The sequence below is a fragment of the Clostridium transplantifaecale genome, assembly GCF_900626075.1.
GTDB lineage: Bacteria > Bacillota > Clostridia > Lachnospirales > Lachnospiraceae > Otoolea > Otoolea transplantifaecalis.
The window spans coordinates 699977-716832 of the sequence record NZ_UYZY01000001.1 but is presented as its reverse complement, the minus strand read 5'-3'; the positions used below and the strand labels follow the sequence as shown (position 1 = coordinate 716832).

Below are 16856 nucleotides of genomic sequence, written 5' to 3'. Positions count from 1 at the left end.
AGAGAGGTACATGGAATGAAAATTTTGATTAAAAATGCAACGGTCCTCACAATGGATGAGGAAATGCACCTTTACGCACCCGGCTACGTCCTTACAAGGGACGGCAGAATTGAGGAGCTGGGAGAGGAGAAAGAAGTTCTTCCCGAGGCGGATGAGACAATCGATGCCGGCGGAGGAATTCTCCTCCCCGGCTTTATTAATACCCACTGCCATGTCCCGATGATGCCGTTCCGCAGTCTGGGGGACGACTGTCCCGACCGTCTGCGACGTTTCCTGTTTCCGTTAGAGAATGAGGCCATGACAAAAGAACTCGTAGCCCTCTCCGCCAGATACGGAATCTGCGAGATGCTCCTGGCGGGTGTGACCACTTTTACGGACATGTATTATTTTGAGGATGAGGTGGCAAAAGCCTGCGAGGAACTCGGCATCCGCGGCGTCCTGGGAGAGACTGTAATCGGGCAGAGGACATGTGACAGCGAAGAGCCGTACGGCGGCCTTCTGTTGGCGGAAGAATTCATTAAGGCATGGAAGGGACATGAACTGGTAACTCCCATCATCGCCCCCCACGCAACCAACACGAACAGCGCCGAGATGCTTAAAAAAGCATATGAAACGGCGCTCAAATACGACACGCTCTGCACACTCCATGCCAGCGAGATGGACTACGAATTAAAGTATTTCAAAGACGAATACGGCCAGACGCCCATTGAGTTCCTGAACACCCTCGGCGTCCTGGGAGACCATCTCCTGGCGGCCCATTGCATCCATCTGACGGAGCGCGACATCTCCCTGCTTTCGGAGAGCAAAGCCACGGTCAGCCACTGTATCGGCTCCAACACCAAGGCGGGCAAAGGCGTAGCCCCGGTAAAAGATCTTCTGGCAGCCAGGATCCCGGTGGGCCTCGGCACGGACGGAGCCTCCTCTGGCAACACACTGGACCTCTTCACCCAGATGCGCCTGTTCGCCTCCTTCCATAAAACAGAAAACCGCGACAGAAGTCTTTTCCCAGCAAAAGAGATTGTAAAACTCGCTACGACAGGAGGCGCAAAAACCCTCCACATGGAAACTGCCCTGGGTTCCCTGGAACCCGGAAAAAAGGCGGATATGGTCTTGGTAGAAACAGACTCCGTCAACATGTTCCCATGCTACGACCCATACTCCGCGCTTGTCTACTCAGCCAACGCATCTAATGTGGAACTGGTGATGGTCGGCGGGAAGGTGCTGGTAAGAGGAAAGCGGCTGGTATATGCTGATTTGGAGAAGATCCGGAAAGAGATGGAGGATGGGATTGGGAGTTTCCGGAAGGCGGCGGAATCTTATATTTAGTTGGGAGGCGAGGACGCCTCTGATAAGACGGCGGACGGGAGAGGATGGTTGGTTGAGTCTTCAGTCCCGATTGGGAGGTTGTCGTGGGGAGGAATTTTTTCTCCTGGATTCCCCCTCACGACAACCTACAAACCGGGACTGAAGACTCATCCATCCTCACCCACTCCCCCGTCCGCCGTCATACAGAGGCGTCCTCATTTCTCAATTAAATTCTATTTTATGAAATTTTTATCGCACAATTTATTCTTTTGTGGTAAAATAACAATGTTAAAGCATGGCACGGAAAAATATGTTTCCTGACCACGGACTGGACAGGAGGCAGAGATGCCACCCATAACTAAATACACAGGGAGAAAGACCTATTATGGAAATGAAACGAGTATTGCTTAAACTGAGTGGTGAGGCTCTGGCAGGCGACAAGAAGACAGGCTTTGATGAAGAGACGGTGAAAGAGGTTGCCAGACAGGTTAAAACAGCAGTTGACAACGGCATGGAAGTGGGAGTTGTCATCGGTGGAGGTAATTTCTGGAGAGGCCGTGAGAGTAATGCGATCGACAGAACCAAGGCGGATCAGATCGGTATGCTGGCCACAGTGATGAACTGTATCTATGTATCCGAAATCTTCAGAAGCAGTGGAATGAAGACACAGATTCTGACTCCATTTGAGTGCGGCTCTATGACGAAGCTTTTTTCCAAAGACAGAGCCAACAAGTATTTTGAAAAGGGAATTGTAGTGTTTTTCGCAGGAGGCACCGGCCACCCGTATTTCTCCACTGACACAGGCGTTGCCCTCCGGGCAATTGAGATGGATGCGGACTGCATTCTCTTAGCGAAGGCGATCGACGGCGTTTACGACAGCGATCCGAAGCTGAATCCGTCGGCTAAGAAGTACGACACGATTTCTATCCAGGAAGTAATTGATAAAAAACTGGCGGTGGTTGATTTAACGGCATCCATCATGTGTATGGAAAACCATGTGCCGATGGCAGTGTTCAGCCTTAATGAAAAAGACGGCATCGTAAACGCGATGCAGGGAAAAATAAATGGTACGGTAGTTACCGCATAACAGGAGGTTTATATGCAGGAGAAGATTAAACTTTACGAAGATAAGATGGAGAAATCCTACGAGGTTCTGCTGGATGAATACGCATCCATCCGCGCCGGAAGAGCCAACCCGCATGTGCTCGACAAATTGAAAGTTGATTATTACGGCACCCCCACACCGCTTCAGCAGGTGGCTAACATTTCCGTACCGGAACCCAGGATGATCCTGATTCAGCCGTGGGAGAGAAAGCTGATCAAGGATATTGAGAAGGTAATTCTCACTTCTGATCTGGGAATCAACCCGAATAACGACGGCAGTTCCATCCGCCTTGTTTTCCCGGAGCTTACCGAGGAACGAAGAAAAGAACTGGCTAAAGACGTTAAGAAAAAAGGCGAGAACACCAAGGTCGCTGTCCGCAACATCCGCCGTGATGCAAACGACGTGATCAAGAAGATGGAGAAATCCGGCGATATTTCAGAAGACGAATTAGCTGAGGGCGAGGACAAGATCCAGAAGATGACGGACAAGATGATTGAGAGGATTGACAAAGCGGTGGAGGCAAAGACCAAGGAAATCATGACCGTTTAATTCTTTTGAGCTGGAAAGCACAAAGTTTGAACCGCATAACAGGGGGCAGGTAATCTGCCCCTGATTTTGTGTAGGTATCGGTAAATGAAGAAATGATTACGGGTAAACACAGATACACATATCGGAGGAAATGATGGAAAATACGGATAAGAACAATTTAGAACAGTCGGACCTTAACATTCCTGAACATGTTGCCCTGATTCTGGACGGCAACGGCCGCTGGGCAAAGAAAAGAGGACTTCCGAGAACTGCAGGCCACAAGCAGGGCTGCGTGACGGTGGAACAGACGGTGGAAGACGCCGCGAGGCTGGGAATTAAGTATCTGACCGTATATGGTTTTTCGACAGAGAACTGGAAACGTTCGACGGAAGAGGTGGGAGCGCTGATGCAGCTTTTCCGCTACTATCTGAAACGACTTTTAAAAATAGCAAAAGCAAACAATGTCAGAGTGAAAATGATCGGGGACAGAACCCGTTTCGATAGAGATATTATTCAGGGAATCGACACACTGGAGCGAGAGACAAAAGACAATTCGGGAATGACGTTTGTCATTGCCGTAAATTATGGCGGCAGAGACGAGATCACCAGGGCGGTGAAAAAGATGATGGAGGACTGCAGGGAAGGAAAACTGGAGGCAGATTCCGTCACAGAGCAGGTGGTTGCCTCTTATCTGGATACGGCGGGAATCCCGGATCCGGATCTCCTGATCCGCACAAGCGGAGAGATCCGTCTTTCCAATTATCTGTTATGGCAGCTTGCATACAGCGAGATTATTGTCACAGACTGCCTGTGGCCTGATTTTAATAAAGAAGAACTTTTAAAGGCAATTGCCCAGTATAATAAAAGAGACAGAAGGTTTGGCGGAGTAAAATAAGTGATATAGTGATTCAAAGCGGCTTTTGGGGTCTTATAAAACCTGTGCAGTCTGCAGGCAAGTTGAGGGAGGATGAAGCCATGTTTAAAACAAGGCTGACAAGCGGTATTATACTTGTAATTCTGGCTGTAATTGTGGTAAGTACGGGAGGAGGACTTCTGTACGGCGTGACTGCGGCGATCTCCCTGATCGGGATGTTTGAATTATACCGCGTAATGGGTATTGAAAAGAAGAGTCTGGGACTTATCGGTTATATGGCCGGTATTTCCTACTATGGCCTATTGTGGTTCGACGGGCAGAAATATGTTACTTTGATGGCGATTGCGGCTCTGATGCTGCTTATGACAATTTATGTATTCACATTTCCCCACTATGGTACGGAACAGGTGACCGTTGCGTTTTTCGGCATCTTTTATCTTGCGGTCATGCTTTCCTACCTCTATCAGGTGCGGACGATGGCGGACGGAAGATATCTTGTATGGCTTATTTTCCTGAGTTCCTGGGGCTGTGACACATGTGCTTACTGCAGCGGGATTTTATTTGGAAAACACAAGCTGGCGCCGGTTTTAAGCCCGAAGAAGACGATCGAGGGGGCCGTCGGCGGAGTGATTGGAGCCGCCGTACTGGGTTTTGCTTATGGGTCCATATTTGGAGGCAGTATGGCGGAGATTACGAACCCACAGGCAGCCTGCGCGGGAGCCTGCACAATCGCGGCGGTCATCTCCCAGATTGGAGATCTGGCGGCCTCTGCCATCAAAAGAAACCATAACGTAAAGGATTACGGACATCTGATTCCGGGGCACGGAGGTGTCCTGGACCGGTTTGACAGTATGATATTTACTGCGCCGGCCATATTCTTTGCGCTTACATTTTTAGGATAGTGATCAGGTACGTGGAAAGGACGCTCTGCATAGAATGATCGGAGCGGTAGATGCGTACGGAAGAAAGGCAGACAGGATACGATGAAAAAAATAGCAATACTGGGTTCTACCGGTTCAATCGGGACACAGACATTGGACGTGGTCAGGACGAATAAAGATATAGAAGTGACTGCTTTAGCTGCCGGTAGCAATATCACGCTTCTGGAAGAACAAATCCGCGAATTTGGTCCCAAACTGGCCGCAGTCTGGGATGAGAAAAAGGCGGCAGAACTGAAAGGCCGCGTCCGCGATCTGGATGTGAAGATCGTAAGCGGCATGGAAGGCCTCTTGGAGATTTCCACCGAACCGTCCTCGGAGATACTGGTGACGGCGATTGTCGGAATGATTGGAATCAGGCCGACAATCGCGGCGATGGAGGCCGGAAAAGATATTGCCCTTGCCAATAAGGAGACGCTGGTGACGGCCGGCCATATCATTATGCCTCTGGCACAGGAAAAAAATGTGAAAATTCTGCCTGTTGACAGCGAGCACAGCGCTATTTTCCAGAGTTTAAACGGCGAGAAGATGAACCGGATACATAAAATTCTTCTGACTGCGTCAGGCGGTCCTTTCCGGGGAAGAACGAGAGAAGAGATGAAAGAGATCCAGGTGGAGGATGCGCTGAAGCATCCGAACTGGACGATGGGAAGGAAGATTACCATCGACAGTTCCACCATGGTGAATAAGGGACTGGAAGTAATGGAAGCCAGGTGGCTTTTCGGCGTCACGATGGATCAGGTCCAGGTTGTGGTTCAGCCGCAGAGTGTGATTCATTCCATGGTTGAATTCGACGACGGCGCCGTGATTGCCCAGCTTGGGACACCGGATATGAAGCTGCCGATTCAGTATGCGCTCTATTATCCGGAACGGAAGTTTTTGCCCGGCGCGCGGTTAGATTTTGCCAAACTTGGGCAGATTACCTTTGAAGCTCCTGATTTTGATAATTTCCACGGGCTTTCTCTGGCTTACAGGGCGGGAAAGCGCGGCGGGACGCTGCCGACCGTTTTCAATGCGGCTAATGAGCTGGCGGTCCGGAAGTTTTTAGACAGGAAAGCGGGATACCTTGCGATAACCGATATGATCGAAGCTGCGATGGAGCAGCATCACGTGGTGGAGAATCCGTCGGTGGATGAGATTCTTTCCGCGGAGCAGGAAACTTATGACTTTATAGAGAGCAGGTGGTAGATTGTTAAGTTTACTTGCGGCAATTCTTGTATTTGGTTTAATCATACTGTTTCATGAATTCGGGCATTTTCTGCTGGCAAAACGCGGCGGAATCTGCGTGGTGGAATTTTCCCTGGGAATGGGACCAAGGCTTTTAAGCATGGTAAAGGGCGGTACCAGATATTCACTCAAACTCTTCCCTTTCGGGGGTTCCTGCATGATGCTGGGAGAGGATGACGATTTATCAGATGAAGACAGGGATGAGAAGGCCAGAACAGATATAGCCGGTAAAGCAGCTTACGGGGAAGATGAGTTTAAAAGTACAGAGGACGCCCACGGCGAAACGAATGCGGAAAAAACGCGGAGTTATGCGGGAATCGAGCTGGCGTCGGGTGCGACAGGCGTTTCATTCAATGAGACATCGGTGTGGACGCGTTTCCTCGTCATTGCGGCGGGACCCATTTTTAACTTTATACTGGCATTTGTCTGCGCCTTTTTCGTAATCAGTTATGTGGGATACGATCCGGCGCAGGTTCACGATGTGGTTGAGGGCTATCCGGCGGCGGAGGCGGGACTGGAATCCGGGGACGTTATTACTAAGATAAATGGAAAAAATATTAAAATATACCGCGATGTGCTTGCCTATACGAGTTTTCACCAAGGGGAAACCCTGAATATCGAGTACAGGCGTGGAGAGAAGCTGTATCAGGCGGTGCTCGAACCGAAATATTCCGAGGAAAATAAATCGTACATGATGGGAATCAGCGGAGGCGTCTACAACCGGCCGGAATCCGTTTTCGTGACGGCGAAGTACAGCGCCTACGAGCTGAGGTACTGGATCAACCTGACCTTCAAGAGTCTTGAGATGATTGTAAAACGGCAGGTGACCACGGACGATATTGCGGGACCGGTCCGCATTGTTTCCATGATCGATACCACGGTGAAGGAGAGCAGTGAATACGGGCTCATGGTGGTGCTTGTCAATCTGGCTAATATGTGTGTGCTTTTGAGCGCCAACCTGGGGATCATGAACCTGCTTCCGATCCCGGCGCTGGACGGAGGCCGTCTGGTATTTATCATACTGGAAGCTTTGAGAGGCAGGCCGATCGACAGGGAAAAAGAAGGCATGATCCACATGGCCGGCATGGCTGTACTGATGGTACTGATGGTATTTATTCTGTTTAACGATATCAGGAATATGCTGTAACAGCAGTGCTGCATTATACCATTAGCCGTGAACCGGAAATGGATTAATTATGCGATGCAGTACCTGGATACACGGGAGGTTTAAGATGGCGTACAGAGATGAAACGAAGATGGTTCAGATAGGAAAAAAGGTCATTGGAGGCGGAAATCCGATTCTGATCCAGTCGATGTGCAATACGAAGACGGAGGATGTAAAAGCAACGGTCGCCCAGATTCTGGAACTGCAGAATGCGGGATGTGATATCATCCGTGTGGCGGTACCGACAATGGAAGCGGCCATGGCCCTGACGGAGATCAAGAGGGCGATCCGGATTCCGCTGGTGGCGGATATTCATTTTGATTACCGTCTGGCAATTGCCGCCATTGAGTGCGGAGCCGACAAAATCAGAATTAACCCGGGTAATATCGGGGCGGAGGAGCGTGTCCAGGCCGTTGTGGATAAGGCGAAGGAGTATGGCATTCCGATCCGGGTGGGCGTCAACAGCGGTTCCCTGGAAAAACATCTGATAGAAGAATACGGCGGCGTGACGGCGGAGGGAATTACCCGGAGCGCCCTTGAAAAGGTGGCGCTGATCGAGCGGATGGGATATGATAACCTGGTAATCAGCATTAAGTCCTCCGATGTATTAATGTGTGTAAAAGCCCATGAACTGATTGCAAAAAAAACGAGATACCCGCTTCATGTGGGTATCACGGAGGCGGGAACCCTGCTTTCCGGCAACATCAAGTCGGCCATTGGCCTGGGTCTTATCTTAAATAAGGGCATCGGTGATACCATCCGAGTTTCGTTGACGGGAAGCCCGGTGGAGGAAGTGAAGTCCGCGAAGCTGATCCTGCGCACCCTGGGACTCAGAAAAGGCGGCATTGAGGTTGTTTCCTGCCCGACATGCGGTAGAACCAGCATCGATCTGATTGGACTCGCAAACAAGGTGGAAAATATGGTTCAGGAGTATGATCTGGATATCAAGGTGGCCGTCATGGGCTGCGTGGTGAACGGACCCGGGGAGGCCAGGGAAGCCGATCTTGGAATTGCCGGCGGAATCGGGGAAGGGCTGCTGATTAAAAAGGGCGAGGTGCTTAAAAAGGTGCCGGAAGAAGAACTTCTGCCGGCTCTCAAAGAAGAGCTTGACAGGCTGGCCGGAAAACTGTAATAATACAGGATAAGAGCCGCCAAGTGAGGCCCTTGGATTGCGGAAATGAATTTTTAAACACGCTCCAGGGTAATGCCATAACAAAATGCGGAAACAGCGTAAAAAAATAAGGTGATGGAATGAAATCGTTTTTGGAAGTATTTCCTGATTTACATATTGCAGATAATGTGAGAGAGCTTTTTGAGCTGGTTAAAGTGGAGAAGGTAGCCACGACCAGGGATAGAAGCTCTATCCGCATTTATATCGACAGTCCCAGACTGATTCACAAACAGAATATCTATAAGCTGGAGGAGGGCATTAAAACCCAGCTCTTTCCCGGAAAAGCGGTTACAATCAAAATTTTGGAGAAATACCATCTGTCCGGCCAGTATACACCCAGGAAACTGATGGACGTATACCGCGACAGTATCCTGATGGAGCTTAAAAACTACAGCATTCTCCTGTACAACATGTTCCGCAAGGCCGAGCTTGCCTTTGATGACAAGGATCTTCTGACGATGGAGCTGGAAGATACAATGATCACAAAGGACAAGGCGCCGGAGCTGGTGCGGATCCTGGAGAAGATTTTTACGGAGCGCTGTAATATTCCGATGGAAGTAAAGCTTACATACCGTCCTGCGCAGGTGAGAAAGAGGGTGGAGGACGAACCGGCCGTCATTTATATGAACCAGGACGGCGCCCAGTCGTCTTATGGCAGCGCGTCAGAGCCGCAGATGCAGGGAGATTCCTCCGCTCCGGCAGCGGATTTGCCCTTTGACGAGGGGAGCACAGTGCTAAAACCGGTCGGAGACCTTAATTTCCAGGCTGAGAAGAAACAGAAAGCCTCCCCCGAAGCGGCAGGAAGAACCGCTCAGGGTAAACAGGGCGGCGCTCAGAGCGGGAAAAAGGGGAAAGGCGAATTTGGCGGCAGGGACGGCAAGAAGGAGTACCGCCGTTCAGGCTACGGCAAGAAATCGGACAATCCAGATGTCCTTTACGGCCGTGATTTCGATGAGGAATCTATGGAGATAGAGAAGATAGAGGGCGAAATCGGCGAGGTTGTCATCCGCGGAAAGATTTTTGCCACGGATGTCAGGGAACTCCGGAGCGGAAATTCCCTCTTTATTTTCAGCATCAGTGACTTTACCGATACAATCAGCGTCAAAATATTTGCCCGCGAGGATTCTCTGGAAGATCTGAAGAATGCGACGAAGGCGGGGCAGTTTGTCAGACTGAAGGGTGTGGCCAACATCGACCGTTTTGACGGTGAACTTACCATCGGTTCTGTTGTGGGAATCAAGAAGTGCGAGGACTTCACGACGAAGCGCATGGACAATGCCCCGGTTAAGAGAGTGGAACTCCACTGCCATACAAAGATGAGCGATATGGACGGCGTGTCCGAGGTCAAGGACCTGATTAAAAGGGCCAAGCAGTGGGGAATGGATGCTATGGCGGTCACAGACCACGGCTGCGCCCAGGCATTCCCGGACGCCAACCATTCGGTGGAGAGGGGAGATAATTTCAAGGTCCTCTACGGTGTGGAGGGATACCTGGTCGATGATATGAAAGACCTGGTTGAGAACGGCGCCGGACAAACCCTGGATCATACCTGCGTCGTTTTTGACATTGAGACTACGGGCTTCAGTCCCGTCAAAAACAAGATTATTGAAATCGGCGCAGTCAGGGTGGAGGAAGGAAAGATTGTCGGAAGATTCAGCAGTTTCGTCAATCCTGACGTGCCTATCCCCTTTGAGATTGAAAAGCTGACCGGAATCAACGACAACATGGTTCTGGATGCACCCAAAATAGAGAAAGTCCTGCCGGAATTCCTGAAATTCTGTGAGGGCTCGGTTATGGTTGCCCATAATGCCGGTTTTGACATCAGTTTTATAAAGGAAAATGCGGGGCAGCAGGGCCTGGAATTCAACCCGACCGTATTGGATACGGTTTCACTGGCCCGCGTGCTTCTGCCGAACCTGAACCGGTTTAAGCTGGATACGGTTGCCAAGGAACTTAAGATTTCGCTGGCAAACCATCACAGGGCGGTGGACGATGCCGGGGCTACGGCTGAAATCTTTGTCCGTTTTATCAAGATGCTTAAGGAGCGCGATATTTTTGACCTCACGCAGCTGAACGCGCTCAGCAAAATGACGGTGGAGATGATCCGAAAGATGCCCACCTACCATATTATCCTGCTGGCGAAGAATGATGTGGGCCGTATTAACCTGTACCGCCTTGTCTCTGAGTCCAACTTAACCTACTTTGCCAGGAGGCCGAGAATTCCGAGAAGTCTGCTGACCCAGTACAGGGAGGGACTGATCATCGGTTCCGCCTGTGAGGCCGGGGAGCTTTACCAGGCGCTGCTTCGCGGCGTGCCGGATACCGAGATACATAAAATTGTGGACTTCTACGACTATCTGGAGATACAGCCCCTGGGAAACAACGCATTTATGCTCAGGGATGAAAAGAGCCCGGTAAGCTCCGAGGAAGACTTAAAAGATATTAACCGCAAGATTGTGGACCTGGGAGTGCAGTTTAATAAACCGGTCTGCGCGACCTGCGATGTACATTTTCTGGATCCGGAGGACGAGGTCTACCGGAGGATTATTATGTCCAGCAAGGGATTTAAAGATGCCGACGATCAGGCGCCCCTTTACCTGCGGACGACGGAGGAGATGCTAAAAGAATTTGAATACCTGGGAAGCGACAAGGCCGAGGAGGTGGTAATCACCAATACGAGGAAGATTGCCGCGATGTGCGAGCGGATTGAACCTGTCCGGCCGGATAAATGTGCTCCGGTTATCCCAAACTCGGATGAGACGCTGAGAAACATCTGTTACAACAAAGCCCATGAAATGTATGGTGAAGACCTTCCGCAGATTGTGGTGGCCCGTCTGGAAAGAGAGCTGAACTCCATTATTTCCAACGGTTTTGCGGTTATGTATATCATTGCGCAGAAACTGGTTTGGAAGTCTAATGAGGACGGCTATCTGGTAGGTTCGAGGGGGTCCGTAGGTTCTTCCCTGGTAGCCACGATGTCGGGTATCACGGAGGTAAATCCGCTGAGTCCTCATTATTACTGTACAAAATGCCACTATTATGATTTTGACTCGGCTGAGGTAAAGAAGTTTTCGGGTATGGCCGGCTGTGATATGCCGGACAAGAAATGCCCTGTCTGCGGCGAACCCCTGACAAAGGACGGATTCGATATCCCGTTTGAGACCTTCCTGGGATTTAAGGGAGATAAGGAGCCTGATATCGATCTTAACTTCTCGGGAGAGTACCAGAGCCGGGCCCATACTTACACGGAGGTTATCTTCGGCAAAGGGCAGACCTTCCGCGCCGGGACAATCGGCACGCTGGCCGATAAAACGGCGTACGGTTATGTGAAGGGGTATTATGAGGACAGAGGCCAGAGAAAGCGCCGCTGCGAGATAGACAGGATTGTCGGCGGCTGCGTCGGAGTCAGAAGGACGACGGGACAGCATCCGGGAGGAATCATTGTACTTCCCCATGGGGAGGAGATTTATTCCTTTACCCCGGTCCAGCATCCTGCCGACGATATGACGACCAAGACGGTTACGACCCATTTCGATTACCATTCAATCGACCACAACCTTTTAAAACTCGACATACTGGGACACGATGATCCGACCATGATACGAATGCTCCAGGATTTGACGGGAAAAGATCCTCTGACGGATTTCCCGCTGGATTCAAAGGAGGTTATGAGCCTGTTCCAGAATACATCGGCCCTCGGGATTGAGCCGGAGGATATCGGCGGCTGTAAACTGGGCGCCCTTGGAATCCCGGAGTTCGGCACCGACTTTGCCATGCAGATGTTAATCGACGCCCAGCCGAAGTATTTCTCGGATCTGGTGCGTATTTCCGGTCTGTCCCACGGTACGGACGTGTGGCTGGGTAATGCCCAGACCCTGATCCAGGAGGGAAAGGCAACGATTCAGACCGCCATCTGTACGCGAGACGATATCATGGTCTACCTGATCAGCATGGGCCTGGAGGAGGGCCTGGCATTTACCATCATGGAGAGTGTGCGTAAAGGAAAAGGCCTGAAAGACGAATGGATCAAAGAAATGACTGACCATGGCGTACCGGACTGGTATGTATGGTCGTGTAAAAAGATTAAATACATGTTCCCGAAAGCGCATGCGGCGGCCTACGTTATGATGGCCTGGCGTATTGCCTACTGTAAGGTATTCTACCCACTGGCTTACTACGCGGCATTCTTCAGTATCCGTGCCAGCGGTTTTTCCTACGTTCTGATGTGCCAGGGACGTGAGAAGCTGGAATACCATCTTGCCGATTATAAAAAGAGGGCGGATACCCTCTCAAAGAAAGAACAGGATACGCTCCGCGACATGAGAATCGTCCAGGAGATGTATGCCAGAGGCTTTGAATTTACGCCGATTGACATTTTCAAGGCCAGCGCCCGAAGTTTCCAGATTGTAGACGGCAAACTGATGCCCTCCTTAAGCAGTATCGACGGACTGGGGGAAAAAGCGGCCGATGCTATCGTGTTTGCCGCGGAGGACGGACCGTTCCTCTCAAAAGAGGACTTTATCAACCGCACGAAGGTTACAAAGACGGTCTGCGATTTGATGGGCGAACTGGGGCTGCTGGGATCGCTGCCGGAGAGTAATCAGCTTTCGTTGTTTGATATGGTGATGTGATGAAAAATGAGGCTGCCGCCGATAGGACGGGGACGGGGCGGTGAGTGGGAGTGAGTGAGTCTTCAGTCCCGGTTTGGGTTTGGTCGCGGGGAATCCGGGCAGAAAAAGTTCCTGCGGGAAACGCTCGCGCTCTTCGAAGTCCATAGCGGACACTAACCTCGAAAAGACCTCGGTAAGTGCCGATGGACTTCAGGTTCCCTCCGGAATCTTTTTCTCCCTCATTCCCCAGGGGCAGGTTATGACCGGGACCGAAGACGCCGGGGTTGCTGTCCGCCCCGTCCCTGGGGCTGTTGGCGATGATGGCAGCCTCTTTTTTGGGGGAGGGTGGAGAGTGGCTGTTTCTGCTTTTTTGGCGGAAGCTCTATGTGGGTGAGGTGGAGAATGCCTGGATGAGGGAAATCAATTTTGGAGAAATACCAGGTTTAGAGATATTCATTTTTGATTGATAGGGAATTGTTGAGTGGTAGAATACGATTGGGTTTTATGGATAGAGTTTGTTTCTTTTTTGATTAAGGGGCAGGCTTTTTTTGCTTTTAAGTAGGAGGATGTCTGGATGATGAATTCGGAGAGGTTAAAGCCGAAGAGGCTAAAGCGGGGAGATACGGTTGCGGTTGTGAGCTTATCGACCGCCAACCGGAACTGCCAATCTTCTACAATGTAAACTTCGGCCATGCCAAACCGATTGCCATAATTCCGTACGGAATAGAAGCTGAACTCAACTGCGAAAACAAAACGATCCGCTTTTTAGAAAGTCCAACTATATAAAGCAGAGGCCGGAATAGTACGCAAAAAATGTAGACAATGTCTCGCAGGGACGGGGCAACACTCTTCGCTGAGTCTTCAGTCCCATCTATAACCTACCCGGGGAAGGAAGGAGAAAACTTTCCGAAGGGGACCTTGGAATCCGCCGGTGCTTGATGAGGTATTACCGAATCTAGCATCCGCTGCGCATTCCATTAGCGGGAGCGAGTCCCCATAGGAATTTTTTTCCCTGGATTCCCCCTCACCACAACCTACAAACCGGGACTGAAGACTCCTCCTCCCCTCCCCATTCCGAACCCCGGCCGTCCCGGAGGCGTTCTTACTTTTTATCAAATCTCAATTAATTCATACTCCATCGTCCCAATGCCCAGCTTCTCAGCATGTTCCAGAGCCACCTTCCAGTTTGTCTCAGGATGGATATCCGTGAAATGGTCATGGTGGCAGTGCTCACGCTCATCCAGAATCGTTCCCGGAATAGCAGGCTGTCTGTTTACGGCATCGGCACAGGCCATATCAAGAGCAACCGGATCGAAGGAAGCAAACATTCCCACGTTGGGGATAATGGCGGCATCGTTTTCCGCATGACAGTCACAGTATGGCGATACATCTACGACGAGGCTGATGTGGAAATGAGGTCTGTCTTTTAAAACGGCATAGGAATATTCCGCAATTTTCTTATTTAAGATATCGTTGGACTCATCACCGCGGTTTGCGACGGCATCCACCGGACAGACACCGATACAGCGGCCGCATCCCACACATTTATCGGGATTAATAGATGCTTTTTTGTCTGTAATGGTAATTGCATCATGGGCACAATTGCGTGTGCAGGCTCCGCAGCCGATACAGCGCTTTGTCAGGACAAAAGGACTGGTGGCATTGTGCATCTCCATCTTTCCGGCCCGGGAACCGCAGCCCATGCCGATATTCTTCAAAGCTCCGCCGAAGCCGGTAGCTTCATGCCCCTTGAAATGGCTTAATGAGATGAAAATATCAGCATCCATGATAGCGCGTCCGATTTTAGCTTCTTTGACATATTCTCCGTCGATTGGTACAAGGACTTCATCCGTGCCTTTAAGACCGTCGGCAATCAGAAGGTGACAGCCTGTAGTAAAAGGATTATATCCGTTTGTGTAAGCTGAATCCAGGTGATCCAATGCATTTTTACGGCCGCCCACATAGAGGGTGTTGCAGTCGGTGAGGAAGACCTTGCCGCCCTGTTCTTTGATCAAATCCACAATGACTTTTGAATAGTTGGGGCGCAGATAGGCCAGATTACCCGGCTCACCGAAGTGGATTTTGATGGCGGTGTACTGGCTTTTAAAATCAATCTGTTCCAGCATACCGGCTCTCTTAACGAGGCGGGCCAGTTTTTGAAGAAGATTTTCGGAAAATGTAGCCCTTAAATTTGTGTAGTATACTTTTGAAGCAGTCATAGATACCTCCCTGAGTCTTTTTATGTGCTTGATTTGCTGCCGCCTGGCTATAGCCGCCGGGTACGGAATGAACAAAAACCGGCAAAAGGCCAAACGGTTGTTATATATGATTTTGGTGAATATAAATTCTTTGAAATTATATCACAAAGAGGGGAGGAATGCTACTGTAGAATGCGGCGATGATGCTGTTTATCCTGAGATAGGGAAGGGGAGTTAGCTCTTTTTGCTAAAGGGAGTATTCTTACAGCAGCTTATGTTCAAGGCAGACAGGAGAAATTTTGAAAATACGCTCTGTGATATTGTACTGTCAGGGATTTTATGGTAGACTGTAAAATAATTTTACAATATTTTAATGATTTATATTCAGAGGAGGACACACCAATGAGCCAAAAGCGTTCAATTGAGACTACCTGTATCCAGGGCGGCTGGCAGCCGAAGAATGGCGAGCCGAGGATACTTCCTATTTATCAGAGCACAACATTTAAATATTCCACCAGTGAGCAGATGGGACGTCTTTTCGATTTGGAGGAGAACGGCTATTTCTATACAAGACTTGCTAATCCCACCAATGACGCTGTGGCAGACAAGATACGTGAGATGGAAGGCGGAGCTGCGGCAATGCTGACCTCATCCGGCCAGGCCGCCAATTTTTATGCCGTGTTCAATATCTGTAATGCCGGCGATCATTTTATCTGTTCCTCCACTGTTTACGGCGGAACCTCCAACCTCTTCGTTGTTACGATGAAGAAGATGGGCATTGAAGTGACACTGGTCGATCCGGATGCTCCCGCGGACGAGATTGAGAAGGAATTCCGTCCGAATACGAAATGTGTATTCGGTGAATCACTTGCCAACCCGGCTATGGTGGTGCTGGACTTTGAGAAGTTTGCAACCCTCGCACATAAACATGGAGTTCCTTTTATCGTAGATAATACATTCGCAACGCCGATTAACTGCCGCCCGTTTGAGTGGGGGGCAGACATTGTAACCCATTCCACGACCAAATATATGGACGGCCACGGAATGAGCGTGGGCGGATGTATCGTGGACAGCGGCAACTTCGACTGGGAGGCCAATGCGGAGAAATTCCCCGGGCTGACGACTCCGGATGATTCTTACCACGGTATCATTTACACACAGAAATTTGGCAAAGGCGCTTATATCACAAAGGCAACGGCACAGGTAATGAGAGACCTGGGATCTATCCAGGCGCCTCAGAACGCGTTTCTTTTAAATATCGGATTGGAGACACTTCATCTGCGTATGCCGCGCCACTGTGAGAACGCACAGAAGGTGGCCGAATTCCTGAAAGCCCAGGATGAGGTTGCATGGATTAATTATCCGGGGCTTGAAGATGACAAGTATCATGAACTGGCAATGAAGTATATGCCGAACGGAACCTGCGGCGTGATTGCATTCGGCTTGAAAGGAGGCCGCGAGGCTGCGGCTGAATTCATGGATAAGCTGAAATTGGCTGCCATCGTTACCCATGTGGCCGATGCCCGCACCTGCGTGCTTCATCCGGCCAGCCATACCCACCGTCAGCTTTCTAATGAACAGCTGGTTGAGGCGGGCGTAGATCCGTCCCTGATCAGGCTGAGTGTCGGCATTGAGAATGCAGATGACATTATTGAGGATATCAGGCAGGCGCTTAAGTAAAAATAGAAATAAAAGCAGTATTTTAAGAGGAGACAGAGTTAAAACTGTTTCCTCT

12 protein-coding genes are annotated in these 16856 nt (G+C 50.1%); 11 read left to right on the top strand and 1 reads right to left on the bottom strand.

The window, feature by feature from the left end; all coding sequences use genetic code 11:
- Positions 1–15 precede the first annotated feature (15 nt).
- From EJL91_RS03105 to EJL91_RS25080, 10 genes are all read left to right on the top strand, one after another.
- The gene (locus EJL91_RS03105; protein WP_125140491.1) at positions 16–1326 is read left to right on the top strand and encodes an amidohydrolase; all 1311 of its coding nucleotides are present in this window, start codon (positions 16–18) and stop codon (positions 1324–1326) included.
- A gap of 364 nt (positions 1327–1690) precedes the next feature.
- Positions 1691–2392 (top strand): UMP kinase, encoded by a 702-nt coding sequence (gene pyrH / locus EJL91_RS03100; RefSeq protein ID WP_125140490.1) that lies wholly within the window; start codon positions 1691–1693, stop codon positions 2390–2392.
- Between the two features lie 12 nt (positions 2393–2404).
- Positions 2405–2959, top strand: coding sequence for a ribosome recycling factor (frr, locus tag EJL91_RS03095; RefSeq protein WP_125140489.1), 555 nt, complete (start codon positions 2405–2407; stop codon positions 2957–2959).
- 130 nt (positions 2960–3089) lie between these two features.
- On the top strand, positions 3090–3833 hold the full coding sequence (locus EJL91_RS03090) for an isoprenyl transferase (protein ID WP_479723351.1): 744 nt from the start codon (positions 3090–3092) through the stop codon (positions 3831–3833).
- Between the two features lie 80 nt (positions 3834–3913).
- Positions 3914–4714, top strand: coding sequence for a phosphatidate cytidylyltransferase (locus EJL91_RS03085; protein WP_125140488.1), 801 nt, complete (start codon positions 3914–3916; stop codon positions 4712–4714).
- Positions 4715–4795: 81 nt separating this feature from the next.
- Positions 4796–5938, top strand: a complete 1143-nt coding sequence (locus EJL91_RS03080) for a 1-deoxy-D-xylulose-5-phosphate reductoisomerase (protein ID WP_125140487.1) — start codon at positions 4796–4798, stop codon at positions 5936–5938.
- A gap of 1 nt (position 5939) precedes the next feature.
- Positions 5940–7124 carry an RIP metalloprotease RseP gene (gene rseP / locus EJL91_RS03075; protein ID WP_125140486.1) on the top strand — a complete coding sequence of 395 codons (1185 nt, stop codon included), beginning with the start codon at positions 5940–5942 and terminating at the stop codon, positions 7122–7124.
- 85 nt (positions 7125–7209) lie between these two features.
- Positions 7210–8274, top strand: coding sequence for a flavodoxin-dependent (E)-4-hydroxy-3-methylbut-2-enyl-diphosphate synthase (gene ispG / locus EJL91_RS03070; protein WP_125140485.1), 1065 nt, complete (start codon positions 7210–7212; stop codon positions 8272–8274).
- A gap of 119 nt (positions 8275–8393) precedes the next feature.
- Positions 8394–12944, top strand: a complete 4551-nt coding sequence (locus tag EJL91_RS03065) for a PolC-type DNA polymerase III (protein WP_125140484.1) — start codon at positions 8394–8396, stop codon at positions 12942–12944.
- Between the two features lie 549 nt (positions 12945–13493).
- Entirely contained in the window at positions 13494–13709 is a 216-nt protein-coding gene (locus EJL91_RS25080) for a hypothetical protein (protein ID WP_206429465.1), read from the top strand.
- A 326-nt stretch (positions 13710–14035) separates the two neighbouring features.
- On the opposite strand, the gene EJL91_RS03055 is transcribed toward EJL91_RS25080, so the two are convergent.
- Positions 14036–15142 carry a DUF362 domain-containing protein gene (locus tag EJL91_RS03055; RefSeq protein WP_125140483.1) on the bottom strand — a complete coding sequence of 369 codons (1107 nt, stop codon included), beginning with the start codon at positions 15140–15142 and terminating at the stop codon, positions 14036–14038.
- A 381-nt stretch (positions 15143–15523) separates the two neighbouring features.
- On the opposite strand from EJL91_RS03055, the gene EJL91_RS03050 reads away from it, so the two are divergent.
- Positions 15524–16801, top strand: coding sequence for an O-acetylhomoserine aminocarboxypropyltransferase/cysteine synthase family protein (locus tag EJL91_RS03050; protein WP_125140482.1), 1278 nt, complete (start codon positions 15524–15526; stop codon positions 16799–16801).
- Positions 16802–16856 lie beyond the last annotated feature (55 nt).